General features: G+C 72.2%; 17 protein-coding genes. 8 read left to right on the top strand and 9 right to left on the bottom strand.

What is annotated here, in order from left to right; genetic code table 11:
* Window positions 1–2: 2 nt before the first annotated feature.
* Entirely contained in the window at window positions 3–464 is a 462-nt protein-coding gene (locus tag D2L64_RS02065; RefSeq protein WP_119572699.1) for an STAS domain-containing protein, read from the bottom strand.
* A 153-nt stretch (window positions 465–617) separates the two neighbouring features.
* On the opposite strand from D2L64_RS02065, the gene D2L64_RS02070 reads away from it, so the two are divergent.
* From D2L64_RS02070 to D2L64_RS02095, 6 genes are all read left to right on the top strand, one after another.
* Window positions 618–1,301, top strand: a complete 684-nt coding sequence (locus D2L64_RS02070) for a response regulator transcription factor (protein ID WP_119572700.1) — start codon at window positions 618–620, stop codon at window positions 1,299–1,301.
* A complete protein-coding gene (locus D2L64_RS02075; RefSeq protein ID WP_119572701.1) occupies window positions 1,298–2,659 on the top strand; it encodes a sensor histidine kinase in 1,362 nt (453 codons plus the stop codon). Before D2L64_RS02070 ends, D2L64_RS02075 begins: the two co-directional genes overlap by 4 nt.
* The gene (locus tag D2L64_RS02080) at window positions 2,656–3,234 is read left to right on the top strand and encodes a GerMN domain-containing protein (protein WP_407663046.1); all 579 of its coding nucleotides are present in this window, start codon (window positions 2,656–2,658) and stop codon (window positions 3,232–3,234) included. The genes D2L64_RS02075 and D2L64_RS02080 overlap by 4 nt, the downstream gene beginning before the upstream one ends.
* A gap of 135 nt (window positions 3,235–3,369) precedes the next feature.
* Window positions 3,370–3,636: a GlsB/YeaQ/YmgE family stress response membrane protein gene (locus tag D2L64_RS02085; protein ID WP_119572702.1), complete on the top strand. Its 267-nt coding sequence runs from the start codon at window positions 3,370–3,372 to the stop codon at window positions 3,634–3,636.
* A gap of 146 nt (window positions 3,637–3,782) precedes the next feature.
* Window positions 3,783–5,699, top strand: a complete 1,917-nt coding sequence (htpG, locus tag D2L64_RS02090; RefSeq protein WP_119572703.1) for a molecular chaperone HtpG — start codon at window positions 3,783–3,785, stop codon at window positions 5,697–5,699.
* Between the two features lie 120 nt (window positions 5,700–5,819).
* The gene (locus D2L64_RS02095) at window positions 5,820–6,746 is read left to right on the top strand and encodes a diacylglycerol/lipid kinase family protein (RefSeq protein ID WP_119572704.1); all 927 of its coding nucleotides are present in this window, start codon (window positions 5,820–5,822) and stop codon (window positions 6,744–6,746) included.
* Between the two features lie 169 nt (window positions 6,747–6,915).
* Here D2L64_RS02095 and D2L64_RS02105 read toward each other — a convergent pair whose 3' ends face one another.
* Window positions 6,916–7,236, bottom strand: coding sequence for a hypothetical protein (locus D2L64_RS02105; protein ID WP_119572706.1), 321 nt, complete (start codon window positions 7,234–7,236; stop codon window positions 6,916–6,918).
* 325 nt (window positions 7,237–7,561) lie between these two features.
* On the opposite strand from D2L64_RS02105, the gene D2L64_RS02110 reads away from it, so the two are divergent.
* Window positions 7,562–10,012 carry a M14 family metallopeptidase gene (locus tag D2L64_RS02110; RefSeq protein ID WP_119572707.1) on the top strand — a complete coding sequence of 817 codons (2,451 nt, stop codon included), beginning with the start codon at window positions 7,562–7,564 and terminating at the stop codon, window positions 10,010–10,012.
* Between the two features lie 111 nt (window positions 10,013–10,123).
* Entirely contained in the window at window positions 10,124–10,975 is an 852-nt protein-coding gene (gene pdxY / locus D2L64_RS02115; RefSeq protein ID WP_119572708.1) for a pyridoxal kinase PdxY, read from the top strand.
* A 314-nt stretch (window positions 10,976–11,289) separates the two neighbouring features.
* Here pdxY and D2L64_RS02120 read toward each other — a convergent pair whose 3' ends face one another.
* The 7 genes from D2L64_RS02120 to D2L64_RS02150 form a co-directional block, all read right to left on the bottom strand.
* Window positions 11,290–13,677, bottom strand: a complete 2,388-nt coding sequence (locus tag D2L64_RS02120) for a WD40/YVTN/BNR-like repeat-containing protein (RefSeq protein ID WP_233558708.1) — start codon at window positions 13,675–13,677, stop codon at window positions 11,290–11,292.
* Between the two features lie 177 nt (window positions 13,678–13,854).
* Window positions 13,855–14,325, bottom strand: a complete 471-nt coding sequence (locus tag D2L64_RS02125) for a hypothetical protein (RefSeq protein WP_119572709.1) — start codon at window positions 14,323–14,325, stop codon at window positions 13,855–13,857.
* Between the two features lie 17 nt (window positions 14,326–14,342).
* Complete coding sequence (locus D2L64_RS02130; protein ID WP_119572710.1) at window positions 14,343–15,221, bottom strand: carbohydrate ABC transporter permease; 879 nt, start codon at window positions 15,219–15,221, stop codon at window positions 14,343–14,345.
* Window positions 15,218–16,216, bottom strand: coding sequence for an ABC transporter ATP-binding protein (locus D2L64_RS02135; RefSeq protein ID WP_119572711.1), 999 nt, complete (start codon window positions 16,214–16,216; stop codon window positions 15,218–15,220). Before D2L64_RS02135 ends, D2L64_RS02130 begins: the two co-directional genes overlap by 4 nt.
* Window positions 16,213–17,499, bottom strand: coding sequence for an ABC transporter substrate-binding protein (locus D2L64_RS02140; RefSeq protein ID WP_119572712.1), 1,287 nt, complete (start codon window positions 17,497–17,499; stop codon window positions 16,213–16,215). Before D2L64_RS02140 ends, D2L64_RS02135 begins: the two co-directional genes overlap by 4 nt.
* Window positions 17,496–18,329, bottom strand: coding sequence for a carbohydrate ABC transporter permease (locus tag D2L64_RS02145; protein ID WP_119572713.1), 834 nt, complete (start codon window positions 18,327–18,329; stop codon window positions 17,496–17,498). The genes D2L64_RS02140 and D2L64_RS02145 overlap by 4 nt, the downstream gene beginning before the upstream one ends.
* 126 nt (window positions 18,330–18,455) lie before the next feature.
* Window positions 18,456–19,700 (bottom strand): PucR family transcriptional regulator, encoded by a 1,245-nt coding sequence (locus D2L64_RS02150; RefSeq protein WP_147376167.1) that lies wholly within the window; start codon window positions 19,698–19,700, stop codon window positions 18,456–18,458.
* Window positions 19,701–19,723 lie beyond the last annotated feature (23 nt).

The raw sequence follows: 19,723 nt of genomic DNA on the forward strand, positions 1-19,723 counted from the left end.
TGTCAGGTCCGGACGGGCACGGCCGCGCGGCCGAACGCCGCCGCGCGGCCGGCGACACCGTGCGGCGGGCCGGCGGTCGACGGCGCGACGGCCTCCGTGGACGCCGTCGGTGCCTTGGTGGACGCCGCCGGTGCCTCGACGGGGGCGGTCGTGTTGTCGGTGTGCACCGGCAGGATCTGGTCCAACCGGGCGGTCTGCAGGATGCGGGCGATGCGCGGGTTGGGGTTGCGGAGCGCCAGCAGGCCACCGCTGCGCACCAGCCGGCGGTGCACGTCGAGCAGCAGGCCGATGGCTGCGGCGTCGATGTGCCGACAACCGGAGAGGTCGATCGTCACCTGTCTCGGGTGGAGCGCGAGCAGCTGGTCGAAGACCGCGCCGGTCTCCGGCAGGCAGGCCAGGTCGAACTCGGTGATGGCCACCTCCACCAGTGGCACGGTGCACTCGGGGCCTCGTGGCGTGGTCACGTCGGTGCCCCCTCCCTGCTGTCCCGAGGTCGGCTCTCACCCTGCCCAGCGGGGTTGGCAGGCACCGCGCGGACGTATGACAGTTGCGTGACAAAACCCCCGTATGCCGGTGGCGATTGGCTGGTCGGCGGGGGCTTGGGGATGATTCCGGGTATGACAGCGGTACTGGTGATCGAGGACGACGACCGGATCCGGCTGGCGTTACTGCTCGCCCTGGAGGACGAGGGCTACGACGCCCAGGGGGCGGCGACCGCCGAGGAGGGGCTGCGCGCGCAACGCCGGAACCCGGCCGACTATGTCCTCGTCGACCTGATGCTGCCCGGAATCGACGGCTTCGAGTGCATCCGTCAGCTGCGGCGGGACGACGACGTGCCGATCGTCGTGGTCAGCGCCCGTGACGACACGCACGACATCGTCGCCGCGCTCGAGGCCGGCGCCGACGACTACGTGGTCAAGCCGGTCGCGATCAAGGAGCTGACCGCGAGGTTGCGCGCGCTGCGCCGCCGCGCCCGCACCGTCACCCCGGCGGAGGAGCCGGTCCCGGTGTACGCCTTCGGCGACCTGGAGGTCAGCCCCGAAGCGGGGGAGGTACGCCGCTCGGGTGAGCCGGTGGCGGTCACCCGTACCGAGTTCCGGCTGCTCTGCGAGTTGGTCGAGCACGCCGGACGGGTGCTCTCCCGACAGCAGCTGCTCAGCCGCGTCTGGGGGTACGACACCGGCGACGAGCGGCTGGTCGACGTGCACGTGGGCCGGCTGCGCCAGAAGATCGAAGCCGATCCGGCCAATCCGAAACATCTGGTGACCCTGCGCGGGCTGGGCTACAAGTTGCAGCGATGAGACGCCTCGGACTGCGTGCCCGGGTCACCGCCGCCTTCGCCGTGGGCGCACTGCTGCTGTCGGCCTCGATGGCGCTGGTGTCCTACGAGCTGACCCGTCGTACCCTGCTCGACGAGCGGGAACGCGCCGTGGTGCGGGCGGCCTACTACGACGCGGCGGTGGTCCGTGCCGGCCTGGCGACCGAGAACCCGGACGTGGGGGAGGCGCTGCGCTCCCTCGATACCGGCACCAGCCGGCGGGCGGTGCTGTACCTCAACGGCGAGTGGTACGGCCGGGCGGCCGACAACGACGGTCTGACCGCCGCCGTTCCCGCCCGGCTGCGGGAACTGGTCACCGCGGGCGAGCCGGCGGTGCAGCGGGTCCGGGTCGACGACCATCCCGTCATGCTGGTCGGCGTGCCGTTGTCCGAGTCGGCGTCGTTCTACGAGTTCGCCTCGCTGCGGGAGTTGGAGCAGACCTTCCAGATCCTCGCGCTGGCGCTGACCGCGGTCGCCATCATGGTCGCCGGCTCCGGCGCGGCGCTCGGCTGGTACGCCACCCGGCACGGACTGCGGCCACTCACCGCCGTCGCCGACGCCGCGGAACGGATCGCCGCCGGCGACTTCACCACCCGGCTCGCGCCGGACACGGATCCCGACCTGACCCGCCTGTCCACCTCGTTCAACCGGATGGTGGACGAGTTGGCCCAGCGCATCGACCGGGACCGGCGTTTCGCCGCCGACGTCAGTCACGAACTGCGCTCGCCCCTGCAGACCCTCGCCGCGGCGGCCAGTGTGCTGGCCCGGCGTCGGGAGAACCAGGACGAGCGGACCGCCACCGCGGCTCGACTGGTGGCCGACGAGATCGACCGGTTCCAGCAGTTGGTCAACGACCTGCTGGATCTCGCCCGCAGCGACCAGCCGGCGCATCGGGAGCCGGTCGACCTGGCCGAGTTGGCCCGGCAGGCCTGCCGCGACCGGGAACTGCCCGAGTCGATTGTGCGGCTGTCCGCCGGTACGCCGTCGACCTGGCGGGTGGACCAGCGTCGCGTCGCGCAGGTTCTGGCCAACCTGCTCGACAACGCCGAACGGTACGGGGCCGGTCCGGTCGAGGTGCGGCTGTCCCACGACGGGGACACCGGCATCATCGAGGTGGACGACGAGGGCCCGGGGGTGCCGGTGGCGGACCGCGAAGCCATCTTCGACCGCTTCGTACGCGGCCGGGCGGCCAACTACCGCGGCGGTGGTGACGGCACCGGCCTCGGGTTGGCGCTGGTGGCCCAGCACGCCGTCGCGCACGGCGGCGGCGCCTCGGTCGGTGACCGTCCGGAGGGCGGTGCCCGGTTCCGGGTCACCCTGCCCGGGAGCGTGTCGTCGTGACCGCCGTACGCACCGTGCGGGGCGTCCTGGCGGCCACCCTGCTCGCCCTGGTCACCGCCTGCGGGGTGCCGGGTGAGGACCGGCCCCGCACGGTCACCCCGCCGCCCGGCCCGTTCCCGTACACCGCGACCGCCATGCCCACCGCCGCCGAGACCGGTGCGGTGACCGAGATGCTCTACTTCACCCGGGAGGACCGGCTGGTGCCGGTGATCCGCCGGATCGACGAGGTCCCCGAGGCCGACGCCCAACTGCGTGACCTGCTGGCCGGGCCCACTCCGGCCGAACGTGACGACGGACTGACCAGCGCCCTGCCGGGTGCGCTGAGCAATGCCGTGGTCGAACTGGTCGAGGGGCAGGCCGCGGTCACCGTCGCACCGGCCGCCGCGGAGACCGGCCGCATCGACGAACTGCTCGCGTACGGGCAGATCGTCTGTACGCTCACCGCCCGCACCGATGTGACCGCCGTGCGCTTCCTGCGCGACGGTGTCCCGCTGAGCGTTCCCCGGGCCGACTCCTCGCTGTCGTCGGAGCCACTCACCGCGGCCGACTACGCGGCACTGATCAGCCCGCGCTGAGCCCCTTCATGACGGTTGTCCCGCGACGGTGTGACGGTCCCGACACAAAGCGCCCGAGGGTGGGTGGTGGAGTTTGACCGAACCACCGGTGCGGGCACCAGACTGGCGACCCGAACGCTTGGAGGGACGGCTCTCGTGGAAATCACCGGCTTCTTCACCGCCATCATCATCGGCCTGATCATCGGCGCGCTCGGGCGGCTGGTCGTGCCGGGACGCCAGCGCATCCCGATCCTGCTGACCATGCTGATCGGTATCGTGGCCGCGGTCGTCGGCACGTTCGTCGCGGCCCTGCTCGGCGTGGACGACACCGCCGGCATCGACTGGATCGAACTGTTCATCCAGATCGCCTTCGCCGCGCTCGGTGTCTCCCTCGTGGCCGGCGCGTACGGCCGCCGTCGCTGACCCCGTCCGGCACGCCGGCCCGTCCCGTCACCGGGGCGGGCCGGCGCCGTGTCGAAGAGGGGACCACCCGGCGCACGCGGACAGCGACCACTCGTATCCTTTCCGCGAATCGTCGAGGCCGACGAGGAGAGTGGGAAGGAGAAGGTGTGAACGACCGGCCCGAGACGTTGGAGTTCCAGGCCGAGGCCCGTCAGCTGCTCCAGCTGATGGTGCACTCGATCTACTCGAACAAGGACGTCTTCCTGCGGGAGCTGATCTCGAACGCCTCCGACGCGCTGGACAAGCTGCGGCTGGCGGCGCTGCGGGACAAGGACCTCGCGGTGGACACCGACGACCTGCACGTCACCATCGAGGTCGACCGGGAGGCCCGAACCCTCACCGTGCGGGACAACGGCATCGGCATGAGCCGCGACGAGGTCGTCTCGGTGATCGGCACGATCGCCAAGTCGGGCACCGCCGAACTGCTGCGCCAACTGCGGGAGGCCCAGGAGGCCGGGGCGTCGCAGGAGCTGATCGGGCAGTTCGGCGTCGGCTTCTACGCGGCGTTCATGGTGGCCGACCGGGTCGAGTTGACCACCCGCAAGGCCGGCGAGAGCGGCGGCACCCGCTGGGAGTCCACCGGCGAGGGCACGTACACCCTCGGCGCGCTCGACGAGGCACCCCAGGGCACCGCGGTGACCCTGCACCTCAAGCCCGCCGACACCGAGGACAACCTGCACGACTACACCGCCGAGTGGACGATCCGCGAGATCGTCAAGCGGTACTCCGACTTCATCGCCCACCCGATCCGGATGGCCGTCGAGCGTCCCGGTGCCGACGGCGCCGAGGCCACCACCGAGACGGTGACGCTCAACTCGATGAAGGCGCTCTGGGCCCGCCCGCGCGGCGAGGTCGAGCCGGCCGAGTACCACGAGTTCTACAAGCACGTCGGCCACGACTGGGCCGACCCGCTGGAAACCATCCACATGCGCGGCGAGGGCACCTTCGAGTACGAGGCGCTGCTGTTCATCCCGTCGCACGCGCCGATCGACCTGTTCTCGCCACAGGGGCGGCGCGGGGTGCAGCTCTACGTCAAGCGCGTGTTCATCATGGACGACTGTGACGCGCTGATGCCGAACTACCTGCGCTTCGTCAAGGGTGTGGTGGACGCCCACGACCTGAGCCTGAACATCTCCCGGGAGATCCTGCAGCAGGACCGGCAGATCAGGGCGGTGCGCCGCCGCCTGGTCAAGAAGGTCCTCGCCACGGTGAAGGACCTCAAGACCGACCAGCCGGAGCGGTACCGCACCTTCTGGACCGAGTTCGGCGCCGCGGTCAAGGAGGGGCTGGTCGACGACGCCGACAACCGGGACACCCTGCTGGAGATCGTCTCGGTGGCCTCCACCAACGACCCGGCCGAACTCACCGACCTCGCCGGCTACGTCGGCCGGATGAGGGACGGCCAGGCCGACATCTACTACGTCACCGGCGAGAACCGCACCACCCTCGAGAACTCCCCGCACCTGGAGGCGTTCCGCGCCAAGGGCTACGAGGTGCTGCTGCTCACCGACCCGGTCGACGAGGTGTGGGTGGAGCGGGTCGGCAGCTACCAGGGCCGTACCCTGCGCTCGATCGCCAAGGGCGAGGTCGACCTGGACACCGAGGAGGAGCGCGGCGAGGCCGAGGCGCAGCGGGAGCGGCAGCGGACCGAGTACGCCGACCTGCTCGGCTGGCTGACCGGGGTACTGTCCGACTCGGTCAAGGAGGTCCGGCTCTCGGCGCGGCTGACCACCTCACCGGCCTGCGTGGTCGGCGACGCCCACGACCTCACCCCGACCCTGGAGAAGCTGTACCGGGCGATGGGCCACGAGGTGCCGAAGGTCAAGCGGATCCTGGAGCTCAACCCGGATCACCCGCTGGTCACCGGGCTGCGCAAGGCGCACGAGCAGGGCGGTGCCGAGGCGACGCTCACCGAGACCGCCGAACTGCTGTACGGCCTGGCCCTGCTGGCCGAGGGCGGCGAGCTGGCCGACCCGTCGCGGTTCGCCCGGATCCTCGCCGACCGCCTCACCCGCACCCTGTAGCCGCCGGACGTACCACGGTGGACCGCGCCGGGTCCGGGATCGAGCTGCCAGGGTGACGGCCGCTCGATCCCGGACCGGCCCAGGCGTGCCGCGGCCGGCGGCGGGGTAAGCCAAGCGGCCATGGACACGAGCACTGCGGACCGCACCGGCACCGTCGCGGTGGTGGCCCACCGGAAGAAGACCCTCGGCGGCGGCCTCGACGAACTGCGGGCGACGCTGCGCGGCGCCGGGGTGGGCGACCTGCTCTGGTACGAGGTGCCGAAGAGCCGCAAGGCGCCGAAGAAGGTCCGCAAGGCCCTGGACCGGGGCGCCGACCTGGTCTTCGTCTGGGGTGGCGACGGCATGGTGCAGCGCTGCGCCGATGTGCTGGCCGGCAGCGGTACGCCGATGGCGATCCTGCCCGCCGGCACCGCCAACCTCTTCGCCGGCAACCTCGGCATCCCCGAGGACCTGCCGGCGGCGGTCCGGATCGGCCTGCACGGCCCGCGCCGCCGCCTCGACCTGGGCCGACTCAACGGGGAACACTTCGCCGTGTTGGCCGGCGCCGGCTTCGACGGCGAGCTGATCCGCGCGGCCGACCGGGAGCTGAAGGGCCGTCTCGGTCGGCTCGCCTACGTGTGGACCGGGCTGCGCCACGTACGCGGGGAGCTGACCCGGACCCGGATCAGGGTCGACGGGGACACCTGGTTCGAGGGCGAGGCGAGTTGCGTCCTCTTCGGCAACGTCGGCACGATCACCGGCGGCATTCCCGCCTTCGACGACGCCCGCCTCGACGACGGGGCGTTGGAGATCGGCGTGTCGACCGCCAGCGGTGCCGTCGACTGGGCGCGTACGCTCGGCCGGATGGCCGCCGGCCGCTCGGCGGACTCGCCGTTCGTCCGGATCACCCGGGGCCGCCGGATCAAGGTCCGGTTCGCCGAGGCCAAGACGTACGAGCTGGACGGCGGCGCGCGGGGGCGAACCCGCCGGCTCAAGGTCCGGTCGGTACCCGCCGCGCTCACCGTGTGCCATCCGGCGGCTGACGAGGACACCGCGACGTCCCCGTGACCGCCGCTGGCCGGTCAACCGCCCGGGCCGGGCCGCGCCGGGCCACGGCCGGACGAGGTGGCGAGGCAGGGCAGGCAGCGCACCAGGCAGCCGGCGGCGAACCGGGCAGTGCCGGCGGTGGCGACGGCGAGCGAACCCCGTCGGGCGACGAGCGGGCCGACCGCGGCGCTCAGGCGGCGGCGGATCCGCGGCGCGACTGCTGCGCCGCCCAACTGGGCAGTGCGGCCGGAGTGGACCATCCGTCGTGCTGCCCGGCGGCGGAGGTCGCCTCTTCCGGCGCGCCGCCCTGGGCCAGGGCGAGCGCCCGCTGGGCCTGCTGCCAGGGCCCGCAGGGCCAGTCCTGGCCGGCGCAGATCGGGTGGGCGCACCCGCCGTCCTCCGCCGGGGCGTGGGCGTCGGCGACGTCCAGGCCGAGCCGCCACAGCAGCGGGTCGGTCACCTCGGCGGGCCGGTCGGTGGTGTGGCTGGGCCGGTCGGCGTTGTCGGACACGCGTGATCCCCCTCGTATTCGAGCTCCACGCTCTACGTCTCCAGTCTGCACGCAGGCCAAACGCACTTTCCGGGCCGGTCGGGGCGAGGTGGGCGCGGTCACCTGTCCTAGTCCTTGGGACGATTGACAGATCACTTCCGGCGGACGAGAGTGATCCGCGACATGATCACTCCCTACTGACGGATGCGTGACGCTGCGTAATCGGCGATGCGGGCAGCGTCGGCCGCCGAGCGGATCGCCCATGGCTGTTCACGGAGCTGAGAGCAGCCCAGGCGAGCCGCAGACCCCCTGTCCGCCGCACGCCGAGAAGGGGCCACGAGCCCTCATGCCCGAGATCCTTACCCGAAACCGGTGGCGACACCGGCTACCCGTCTCCGTGGCGCTGGCCACCGGCACCGCCATGATGCTGCTGGTCAGCCCGGCGGCGGCGGTCGTGCCGAAGGCCGCCGCGCCGACCACCGAGATCCCCGCCGACCTCGGCCGGCTGGCCGACGAGGCGCCGAACGTGGTCGAGGTGGTGCTGGCCGACAGCGCCGAACTGGACGCGCTGGTGGCCACCGGCGTCGACCTCGACCACCACGTCGACCACACCGACGACGGCATCGTGGTGCACGCCGTGGTGACCGGCAACGAGGTCGCCACCCTGGCCGCGGCCGGCTTCACCTTCGGCGAGGTCCTGCACACCCCGGCTGACGCGCAGGCCCGGGTGGCCGAGCGTGAGGCGACCATCGCCGAGCACCTGGCCGACAACCGGGAGTTCGCCGCCGCGGCGACCTTCTCGGCCCAGAGCGCCGTCTCCGACGTCAAGATCATCCGTGCCGACTACTACACCTCCGGCGAGAACCAGGTGCTGTCGGTCGAGGCGAAGTGGGCGCAGGGTCAGACCGTGACCAGCGCGCTCACCGTCGAGCGGGACAGCGGCCCGGGCACCGAGATCGGTTCCGGCGGTACGCAGAACATCACCCGCTTCGTCGACGGCGGCGTCTACCTGTACCACCGTGGCGCCGCGCAGGTCACCACCCGACCCGACTACGTGCGGATCACCAGCCCCACCGGTGACGTCGCGGTGGCCAAGGTGCAGGAGTGGCTGCCCATCTCCGGCGACGCCCCCGAGGGGCCGGGCTACCAGAAGGACTTCGTCAACAGCTACCTCACCCCCACCGAGCTGTACGACCGGATCAAGGCACTGGCCGCGCAGTACCCGAAGATCTCCGAGATCGTCGAGCTGCCGTACCAGACCAACGGCTACCGCCGCAAGGCACAGGCCGTGCTCGGCAGCGCCAACGCCAGCCGGGTCGGCGTGGACTCGCTGGCCTGGGGCCACGAGGGCGGCAACGACATCTCGGTCGAGCTGGTCAACCCGGGCGCCGCCGACGCGCCGCTGACCGTGACGGTGACCGGTACCCAGGTCCGGGTCAGCCTGGCCACCAACGCCGCCGGGGCGATCACCAGCACCGCCGCCCAGGTGGCCGCCGCGCTCAACGCCCAGGCGGGGACGCTGCTCAAGGCGTACACCTACCGGGGTAACGCCGGTGCCGGGGTGGTCGCGCCGGCCGCGCGCACCGCGCTGTCGGACGGCCTCTCCGCGCCCGACTCGGTCTCCCGCGACCCGCACTCGGTGTACGCCATCCGGATCGGCAAGCACCGCGACGGCTCCAAGCTGGGCGTGCTCGCGTACGCGCAGGAACACGCCCGCGAGTGGGTACCACCGCTGGTGACCATCGAGACCGCCGAACGGCTGCTGCGCAACTACGGCCACGACGGCAAGACCAAGCAGTTGGTGGACAACCTCGACATCTGGATCGCCCCGTCGATCAACCCGGACGGCGGGCACTACTCGTTCTACGACTTCGCCTCGCAGCGCAAGAACATGACCAACCACTGCACGCCGGAGACGTCGGGTGACTTCCTCGGCCGCACCTCGTGGGGCGTGGACAACAACCGCAACTACATCGAGTACAGCCTCTTCGACGGCTACTCGGGCGCCTCGACGAGCTGCACCAGCGGCACGTACGCCGGGCCGGCCGAGCTGTCCGAGCCGGAGAGCCGCAACGTGGACTGGCTCGCCTCGCAGCCGAACATCAAGTTCTCGATGAACCTGCACTCCTCCGGCAACTACTTCATGTGGTCGCCCGGCTCGTACGCGACCCCGGGCCGGATCTCGGCGCCGCGGCCCACGCTGGCCGAGGAGTCGCTGTTCTGGGGTGCCTCGTCGCGGATCCTGACCGCCATCAAGCGGCACCGCAACCTGGCGGTCACCCCGGCGCGTACCGGCCCGATCGCCGACGTGCTCTACTCGGCGGCCGGCAACTCCGGTGACATGCTCTGGTACAAGTACGGCATCTATGCCTGGAACTTCGAGGTCGGCACGTCCTTCCAGCCGCCGTGGAGTTCCGCGCACGAGGAGACCATGGAGTTCTCCAACGGTCTGGTCGAGATGCTGCGGGTGGCCCGGGACTTCGACACCGACCACCAGCGGCCGACCAGCACGGTGTCGGTCAGCGCCAGCGCCACGCCGGGCATGGTCGACCTGAAGTTCGACACCAGCGAACCGGCGGCGGTCTTCTACACCCTCGACGGAGCCAAGCCCACCTACGACTCGGCACTGTACGGGTCGGCGGGCATCCGGGAGGGCGGCGAGACGCTGACCGTCCCGGCCGGCACCACGGTCCACTGGTTCTCGGTGGATGCGGCCGGCAACGTGGAGAAGAACTACAAGCCGGACGGCAACGGCAAGAACTTCAACAAGCAGACGGTCGTCGCACCGACCGGCTGATCTATCCGGTGCTCGATCCGGGTGGTCGCGGCCGCAACGCCGCGGCCACCCGGCAGGCCGTGGCGGCGCCCCTGCGCCGATCGAGCATCCGCGAACCGCGATGATGACCGGGTGAAGATCCTGTCCATCCAGTCCTCGGTCGCCTACGGCCACGTCGGTAACTCCGCCGCCGTCTTCCCCCTGCAACGGCTGGGGCACGAGGTCTGGCCGGTGCTGACCGTGCACTTCTCCAACCACACCGGCTACGGCGCCTGGCGTGGCCCGCTGCTCGCCCCGGCCGACGTCGCCGAGGTGATCGCCGGCATCGCCGACCGTGGCGTCATCGGTGACGCCGACGCGATCCTCTCCGGCTACCAGGGTGACCCGGCGATGGGCGCGGTGATCCTCGACGCGGTGACCCTGGTGAAGACCGCCAACCCGGACGCCGTCTACTGCTGCGACCCGGTGATGGGCGACGTCGGTCGGGGCATGTTCGTCCGGCCGGGCATCCCCGAGTACCTGCGCGACGTGGTGGTGCCCCGGGCGGACATCGTGACGCCCAACCAGTTCGAGTTGGAGTTCCTCGCCGGGCGGCGGACCGACTCACCGCAGGCACTGCTGGCGGCCGTCGACGTGGTCCGCGCCACCGGCCCCCGGCACGTGCTGGTCACCAGCGTCCTGCACGGCGGGGTGCCGGCGGGGCAACTGGAGGTGGTGGCCGTCTCCGACGAGGGCGCCTGGGTGGTGACCACCCCGCTGCTGCCGATCAGCCCGAACGGCGGCGGCGACGTGACCGCCGCCCTGTACCTCGCCCACCTGCGCAGCACCGGTTCCCCCGCGACGGCGCTGGAACGCACCACCGCGTCGATCTTCGCCGTGCTGGAGGCGACCCTGGCCGCCGGCACCCGGGAACTGCAACTGGTCGCCGCCCAGGCGGCGATCGCCGACCCACCGGCCCGGTTCCCCGCCCGCCGGCTGCGCTGACTGGCCGGCCGCGCTGATCGGCCCCGGTGCTGCTCGGCCGGCTGCGCTGATCTGCGCCGCCCGCCGTTGCAGCGTCGTCAGGTCGGGGGCGTCCTGTACCACGCTGCCCGCACACTGCGGAGGCGGTACGTCCCGGCCGCCCTGCTGTCCCTCGGTCCGGCCCTGCGCCGGGTGCCGCGAACCGTCCGCGCTATCAGCTCGACAGGGTCGTGACACAGGTTGACCGGAAAGCGGGGTCCCCGGCCGCCGCGTGGACTTCACGCGGCGACCGAGGACCCCGCTGCGGCTGGCGCCCGCTTGCCGGGGGGCCGAACCTAGCCGGCGCGGCAGGAGGACAGGACGCCCACCAGACCGACGCCGGGTTCCTTCAGCGGCAGCCGGGTGTTCGCCGCCGGGCAGCGCGGCACCGTCAGGTCGTAGATGCCCCGACCGAAGGTGGCGGCGGTGAGCTGCCGCGACGGCTCGTGGTAGCGCAGGTACATCACCGCGGCCTGCGGCAGGTCGGCGCCGAGGGCCGCCCACTCGCCGCCGTTCCAGCCGGAGAGGAAGACACCGACGTCGGTGCCGACCAGCAGCAGCCCGTCGGCGGTCGGGATCACCGAGTTGACCGGCGCGTCGGGCAGGCCCCGACCGATGTCGGTCCAGGTGAGCCCGCCGTCGAGGGTCATCATCACGTGCGCCCGGTCGCTGCCGGAACGGAAGCCGGAGAACGTGGCGTACGCGATGTTCGCGTCCTTCGGGTGTACCGCGACGCGGGTGACCCAGGTGCCGGGCAGCTGCCCCGCGTCGACCTCGTGCCAGCTCCCGCCGAGGTCGCGCGTCCACCAGAGCTTGCCGTCGTCGGTGCCGACGTACAACGTGTTGCCGTCGCTGGGCGCGGCGGCGATGGTGGTGATCGTGCCCCATGGGTAGCCGGACGGGTCGTTCGGCCCGCCGCCGGTCAGGTCGGGGCTGATCGCCGTCCAGGTCCGACCGTTGTCCGTCGACCGGTTCACGATGTTGCCGGCGTAGTACATGACGTTCGGGTCGTTCGGGTCGAACTGCAGCGGGGTGAGCCAGTTGCGGCGCTGCGAGGTGGTCTGGCCGGTGCCGATGTTCTGCCGCGGCGTGCCGCCGGCGTTCTCCGACCGGTAGCAGGCACCGTACTGGCTGCAGCCGAAGACGATGTTCGGGTTCTCCGGGTGGATGAGGGTCTGTAGACCGTCACCGCAGCCGATCGCGTTCCATGGGCCGCCGGCACCGTTGTAGCCGCGGTTGCAGCCGTTGTCCTGGGTGCCGCCGACCTTCAGGCTCGGGTCGGTCTGCGCCACGTCGACGGTGTAGAACTGCGTGTACCGCTCGTCGGTGGACTTCACCCAGCCGCTGGCGCCGTTGTTCTGCGAGCGGTAGAACCCGCCGTCGTTGCCGAGATACACCCGGCCCGGCACCTTCGGATCCCAGCGCATCGAGTGCTGGTCGGCGTGCACGCCACCCACCGAGGAGAAGCTCTGCGCGCCGTTGGTGGAGCGCATCAGGTTCACGCCCATCAGGAAGACGTGGTTGGCGTTGGCCGGGTCGACGAAGATCTTGCCGAACCACCAGCTGAACGTCGACTGCGACGCCTGGTTGGCGCTGATCGGCTGCTGCGTCCAGGTGTCGCCGCCGTCGTCGGAGCGGTAGAAGGCCCGGAACGGTCCGAGGGCCGTGCCGACGTACGCGTACAGCCGCTGCGGGTCGTTGGGGGCCAGTGCGATTCCCCAGCGGCCCTGGTCGGCGTCGGTGGGCAGGCCGTTGGTCAGCCGCGTCCAGTTCTCGCCACCGTCGTCGGAACGCCAGAGGCTCGACCCGGGGCCGCCGTAGGTGCGCTGGTGAGGCTCGCGCAGGTGGTCCCACATCGCGGCGTACACCCGGTCGGGGTTGCTCGGGTCGACGAGCACCTCGGTGGCGCCGGTGGTGTCGTTCGGTGGGGCGAGCACCTGCCGCCAGCTGTCACCGCCGTCGTCGGTCAGGTAGACGCCGCGCTCGCCGCCCGGTACGAACAGGTTGCCGCTGGCCGCCGCGAAGATCCGGTCCTCGTCGCTCGGGTCGATCGCGAACCGGCCGATGGCGTGGCTGTCGGCCAGACCGACCCGTTCCCAGTTGGCGCCCCGGTCGGTGGAGCGGTAGACGCCGTCGCCGCCGAAGGTGATGGAACCACCGCCGGGCTGCGCCTCGCCGGTGCCGGCGAACAGCACCCCGTCGCTGGTCATGGCGACCGCACCGATGGCCTGGCTCCAGTTGTCCGGCCAGGCCGGGGTGAAGGTGGCCCCGGCGTCGCCGGACTTCCACACGCCGCCCGAGGCGGCGGCGATGAACACCTGGTCGGGCACCTGCGGGTCGACCGCGATGTCGACCACCCGGCCACCGATGTTGGCGGGTCCGAAGAAGGACCAGGACCGCTCGGCGAGCGGCCGGTAGACGCTGCGGGTACGGGCGGCGAGCTGGTTGGCCTCGCCGCGGGCGTTGGCGTACTTGGCGGCCGACAGGTCGGTGGCGCCGTCGCTCATCCGCTGCGCGGTCATCCACTCGTCGGGCAGCTCCATCGGTCCGGTGGGAAAGTTGGTGGCCAGCGGCGGCTCGGTCGACGGTGCGCCGGCCGACGCCGCCAACGCGACGGTGGCGAGCAGCCCCAGCACCGCTGTCGCCGCCAGGCCGCGATGGCGTCTGGCGAAGGTGAGTTTCATTCCGTCTCTCCTGATCCGGACACGGACGGTCCTGAATGCGCACGCTAGAGTGCGCATCGGCGAACGTCACCGAGCATCTGTCGGGAATGCCGACGTCCGGTTAGGACAGGTGTCGAGGGCGCCCGCCGGCGCCCGGCAGCCACGACTCAGCCGACCGGCTCACCGGCCGGACCGAGGTCACCCGCCGCTGCGGAACTCGGGCAGGCCGGCGTCCTCGGAATCGGGGCCGACCATGACGGTGAGCGTGGTGCCGTCGGCGCACAACGCCCCGGCCCGCAGGTACATCCGCCGGTCCTGGGTCCGGGCCAGCACCTCGGTCTCGAAGATCTCGTCCTCGATGCGCAGCAGGTCGATGTCGGTGCGCTGCTCGTAGTGGGCGCGTACGTCCAACGGGGACATCCGGACGGTGGCCTCCACGGTGGTCAGCATCCCCTGCGCCACCACACTGGTGACCCGGGCACCGTCGGGCAGGACCAGCCCGGTCACCTCGGCGCCGACCTCGGGTTCCTGGTCCAGCGGCACCCGGTCGCAGCTGGGCAGGTTCGCCAGCAGGTCCCGTTGGCCGCCGCCCGATCGGGTGGTGTCGCCGCCGCAGGCGGCCAACAGCGGGAGCACGGCGACGGCGACGGCCAGGGCCCGGAGTCTCATCGCAGCAGGATGCCAGCTCATCGCAGCACCCGCCAGCGCCGGACGCCCAGCAGCAACCCGATGATGATCACGGTGGTGATCAGCATCAGCAGGATGGTGACCAGCGAGCCGTAGGCGAACCCGGAGAACTCGAACACCTGGTCGAAGATGTAGACCGGCAGGTACAGGGTGGCGTTGGCCGGACGCCCGTCGGTGAGCACGTACGCCGGCACGAAGTTGACCTGCAGGGTGAGGATGATGTCCCGGACCGCCAGCAGTACCAGCACCGGCGCGAGCAGCGGCAGGGTGAGCCGCCGCAGCTGCCCGAACGGGCCGCAGCCCTCCAGCGCCGCGGCCTCGTACAGCCGGCCGTCGAGCAGCCGGCGGGCGGCGAGGACCACCACGAAGCCCTCGCCGATCGGGAACGCCAGCATCAGCACCACCGCGAGGCGGGCCGTGGTCGGATCGGCGAGCCAGTTGTAGCCGGCGTGCCCGAACAGCCCGAGGAACTGGTTCAACGGCCCGTACAGCGGGTTGAGCACCCACAGGAAGAGCACCGCCAGGGCCACGTCCGGGATGACCGTGGGCAGGTAGACGGCGGTACGGAACCAGCGTCCGCCGGGCCGCGGCGCGGCCAGCAGCAGGCCGAGCCCGACCGCGGCGACGAACCGCACCGGCACGGCGAGCGCCACGTGCGCCAGCGACGCCTCCAGGCTGTCCAGCAGGAACCGGTCGTCGAGCATCCGGCGTACGTTGGCCAGCCCGACGAACTGCGGATCGCGGGTCAGTCCGGTGTGGTCGGTGACGGCGTACCCGACGTTGAGCAGCGCCGGCACCGCGACCAGCAGGGCCACCGCCACCGCGTACGGGGCGAGGAACGCCCAGCCGGTCAACTCCGGCCGGGGGCGGCGGGTCACCGGCGCCGACCGGTGGCCGCCTCGAACCGGTGCAGCCGGTCGGCCCGCAGCCGCACCTCGTCGCCGGGTGCGACACCGGGCCGGGGTCCGGTGCGTACGGTGAGCCGGGTGCCGTCGGGGCAGCGGGTCAACAGCACCGCCTCGCTGCCCAGCGCCTCGATCGCCTCGACGGTCGCGGTGACGGTGCCGGCCTCGTCCAGCGTCAGGTCCTCCGGCCGTACGCCGACGGTCAGCGTCGCGTCGCCGCCGAGCACCCCGCCGCCGGGCACCAGGTTCATCGGCGGGCTGCCGAGGAACCCGGCGACGAACGTGTCGGCCGGCTCGTCGTACACCTGCTGCGGCGCACCGACCTGCCGGATCCTTCCCTCGGCCAGGACCACCACCCGGTCGCCGAGGGTCATCGCCTCGTGCTGGTCGTGCGTGACGTGGATGGCGGTGGTACGCAGTTCCCGGTGCAGGGTGAGCAGGTCGGCGCGGGTGGCGAAGCGCAGCGGCGCGTCCAGGCTGGCCAGCGGCTCGTCGAGCAGGTACACGCTGGGGTCGCGCAGCAGCGCCCGGGCCAACGCCACCCGCTGGCGCTGCCCGCCCGACATCTGGTCGGGGTAGCGGTCCAGCAGGTCGGCGATGCCCAGCCGCTGCGCCGCCTGGCGGGCCCGCCGGTCCGCCTCGGCCCGCCGCACCCGGCGCACCCGCGGCCCGAAGGTCAGGTTGCCCAGCACGGTGAGGTGTGGGAAGAGCGCGTAGTCCTGGAAGACCATGGCCACCGCCCGGCGGTGCGGCGGCATCCCGGCGACGTCGGCGCCGTCGACCAGCACCCGGCCGCTGTCCGGCCGGTCGAGCCCGGCGATCAGCCGCAGGATCGTCGACTTGCCCGACCCGGAGGGACCGACCAGGGTGACCAGTTCTCCCGCGCGTACCGTCAGGTCCACGCCGTCCACGGCGGTGGTCGCCCCGTACGACCGGGTGAGCGCCTCCAGCCGGATGACTCCCTTCACCGGCCCACCGTCAGCGCGAACAGCGGACGGACCCGTTCCTCCAACTGGCGCAGCCCCTGCTCCCGGTCGACCCGGCCGTAGAACACCTCGGTCAGCAGGCTGTTCGCCTCCTTCTCCACCCGCGACCAGGTGCCGGTGCGGGGGGTGGCGCGCAGGTGCGGCGCGGCGTCGAGGAAGACCTGCGAGGAGCGGGGCGGCTTGCTCGGGTCGAGGAACGCGGCGGAGTCGGCCACGTCGAGCCGCGACGGCACGGTCCGGCCCGACTCGGCGAGCGCCCGCTGCCCGGCGGTGCCCATCGCGTACTCGATGAACCGCCAGGCCGGCCGGTGGTCGGCCAGGCCGGCGCTCATGCAGTACGCGTCGCTGTGCAGGATCGACGCCGGCACCCCACCGGGGGCCACCGGCAGCGGCGCCACGTCCCAGGTGAAGCCGGAGACGGTCCGCAGGGTGGGCACCGCCACCCGGCTGTTGAGGTACATGCCGAGGGTGCCGCGCAGGAACCGGGCCTCGCTGGACTCGCTCTGCTCCTGCGCGTCCGGCGGCACGACGCCGTGGCGCAGTTGCAGGTCGACGAACCAGTCGACGGCCGCCCGGGCGGCCGGGTCGGCGCGCAGGGTCAGCGTGGTCGGGCGCTGCTCGTCGTCGACCAGTTCACCTCCGTTGGACCAGACGAACGGCGCCAGCCGTGGGATGGTCGGCTCGACACCCAGGCCGTACCGGCCGTCGCCGGTCAACGCCTTCGCCGCGGCGAGGAAGTCGTCCCAGCTCCACCCGGCGGTCGGCGTGGGCACCCCGGCGGCGGCGAACAGGTCGGCGTTGTAGTAGACGACCAGCGAGGAGAGGTTCTGCGGCAGGCAGGTCAGCTCCAGCCCGTCGAACCGGAACGCGTCGAGGGCCTGCGGACTGAAGTCGCTCTCCCGGATCGCCTCGCTGGTGTCCAGGTACGACTGGGCCGGTTCGATCGCGCCCTGTGCGGCGAACTGCCCGTAGCGGCGGTAGTTGAGCAGGAACACGTCCGGCGGGCGGCCACCGGCGAAGGAGGTGGTCAGCCGGGCCATCAGTTCGTCCTGGCTGGCCACGGGGGAGAGGGTGACCGGCAGGTCGGGGTTGGCCGTGCTGAAGCCGGCGACCAGGTCCCGGTAGCCGGCGATCTCCTCGGCGTCACCGAACAGCACGACGGTGATGCCGGTCGGCTCCGCAGCCCGGTCGCCGGAGGTGCAGCCGGTGCCGACGAGCAGCACGGTGAGCAGGGTGGCGCAGAGGCGTCGCCAGTGCGGAGTCATCGGCGTCCTTTCGATCGAAGCGCCGCCAACGGGTCGTCGGCCAGCAGGATCCGCTGGGCCAGCAGGAACACCAGCACGCACGGCAGGGTGGCGACCACGCTGCCGGCCATCAACAGCGGCCAGTCCGTCGGGTTGAGCAGCAGCAGGAACCGCAGCCCCAGCGGCCAGGTGTAACGGTCGCCACTGGTCAGGTACAGCAGCGGGTCGATGAAGTTGGCCCAGTGGAAGGTGAAGGCGAGCACCGCCACCGCGAGCGTCGCCGGCTTGACCTGCGGCATCGCCAGGCGACGCCAGATGGTGAGCCAGCCGGCGCCCTCCAGCCGGGCGGCCTGCAACTGGCTGTCCGAGACACCGCCGAAGCTCCACGCGTACAGCAGGACCAGGAACGGGCTCACCGCAAGCGCCGCCGGTGCCAGCAGCGGCAGGTACGTGTCGACGACCCCGGCCAGTCGGAACAGTTCGAACCGGGTGGCCCAGACGGCGGTGACCGGCACCAGCAGCAGCACCAGCAGGCCGATCAGCGCCCGTCGGCGGCCGGCACCGGACAGCAGCCGCAGCCCGAACCCGGTCAGCGACGCGACCAGCACGGTCAGCGGCACCGCCAGCGCCACCACCAGCGCCGAGTTGGCCAGGTAGCGCAGTAGCGGCACCAGCTCCGGCAGCCTGGCGTACGCCGCCGTGGTGGCCCCGGCCGGCCACAGCTCCAGCGTGCGTGGCGGCGGTGATCCGGCCGGTCGCAGCGAGCCGACCAGCATGAACCACAGCGGGGCGACGAAGAACGCGGCGACGAGCGCGGGCACCAGGTACCGCCCGACCCACCGCCCGACCACCGCACCACTCCTGTCGTGACCGCCCGAGCCCGGGCACTGCGCCGAACCTATGGACCGGTTCGCCGCCGGTCATCGGGCACCTGTCGAAGATCTCCGGGCCAGCTTGCTACGGGTGTCGTAGGTCCCTCACTCGTCGGGCCGGTGCTGCCCGGTCAGCCGGGCCAGCTTCAGCCCCAGGTGCAGGCAGAGCCGCTCGTCGCCGCTCTTGAGGTCGGTGCCGGCGATCTCCTCGATGCGTTGCAGCCGGTAGTACAGCGTGGTGCGGTGCAGGCGCAGCTCGGCGGCGGTGGCGTGCGCGTTGCCGGCCTGGTCCAGGTACCGCTCCAGAGTCGCCAGCAGCACCTGGCTGCCGGGGGCGGCCAGCAGCCGGGCCAGCCCGGGATGCACGTCGGCCACGGTCAGCTGCTGGTCACCGAGGCGGGCCAGCACCCGGTAGCTGCCCAGCCCGGACCAGAGGACCACCCGGCCCAACGCCGGCAGTTGCGCGCCGACCCGCGCGGCGTGCAACGCCTCGGCGTACGACTCGACGACGTCGGCCAGCCGCGGCCGGGTCTGGCCGACGCCCACCACGGTCCGCTGCACCGAGCCGAGGCTGCGCGTCACGTGTTGCAGGTCCTCGTCGAGATGCCGGGCGGCGGCCTCCGGGGCGGGTCGGCCGGCGGCCGGTTCGGCGGGCAGCAGCAGCACCCCGTGGTCGTGTCGGACCAGGTGCAACGCCTCCCGGGTGCCGGCCCGTCGGCGCGCGGCCACCAGCGACTGCTCCAACGCGATGCGGGCCAGTTCGTCCGGCTGCCGTTCGCCGGACCCGACCAGCCGGGCCACCAGCGCGGTCCGGGGGCCGTCCGCGCCGATCATCCCGGCCTCCAGCAGCGCGCGGGCCGCCTGGTCGCGGGTGTCCGGGCTGTCGGCGAGCAGGGTACGGGCCGCCTCGGTCTCGCTCTGCGCGGCCAGTTCGCCGAGCAGGTTCTCCCGGTACAGCGCCAGCGACAACTCCTTGAGCAGTCCGGTCGCCGCCAGGTCGACGTCGGTCATGGTGCCGTCGGCGTCGATGAACCAGACGAAGCCGAGCAGCAGGTCGTGGTGGCGCACCGGTACGCACAACCGGGGCAGCAGGTCCAGTTCCGGTCGGGCCGGCGTACGCACCGGCTGCCGGGCCTCGGCGATACCGAGGTCACGCAGCCAGGCGACCACCTCGGGGGCGTTCTGCCGGCGCAGGATCGACGCCCGCCGGACCTCGTCGGTCAGCCCGTTCTGCTCGCTGTAGACGACGACCCGCTGGCGCCGGTCCTCGATGAGGGCGGGACGGCCGACGTGGGCGGCGACGGCGTCGACGATGCGTTGCAACTCGCCCCGCACCAGGCCCCCTCTCACGTCACGGACCCCGGAGCGCGGCG

This window comes from Micromonospora radicis (assembly GCF_003583405.1).
GTDB lineage: Bacteria > Actinomycetota > Actinomycetes > Mycobacteriales > Micromonosporaceae > Micromonospora > Micromonospora radicis.

Bases quoted from the DNA above. Each gene is read 5' to 3' on its own strand.
- D2L64_RS02120 (WP_233558708.1), bottom strand. From the start codon at position 13,677: ATGAAACTCACCTTCGCCAGACGCCATCGCGGCCTGGCGGCGACAGCG.
- D2L64_RS02110 (WP_119572707.1), top strand. From the start codon at position 7,562: ATGCCCGAGATCCTTACCCGAAACCGGTGGCGACACCGGCTACCCGTC.
- D2L64_RS02070 (WP_119572700.1), top strand. From the start codon at position 618: ATGACAGCGGTACTGGTGATCGAGGACGACGACCGGATCCGGCTGGCG.
- D2L64_RS02125 (WP_119572709.1), bottom strand. From the start codon at position 14,325: ATGAGACTCCGGGCCCTGGCCGTCGCCGTCGCCGTGCTCCCGCTGTTG.
- D2L64_RS02140 (WP_119572712.1), bottom strand. From the start codon at position 17,499: ATGACTCCGCACTGGCGACGCCTCTGCGCCACCCTGCTCACCGTGCTG.
- D2L64_RS02095 (WP_119572704.1), top strand. From the start codon at position 5,820: ATGGACACGAGCACTGCGGACCGCACCGGCACCGTCGCGGTGGTGGCC.
- D2L64_RS02075 (WP_119572701.1), top strand. From the start codon at position 1,298: ATGAGACGCCTCGGACTGCGTGCCCGGGTCACCGCCGCCTTCGCCGTG.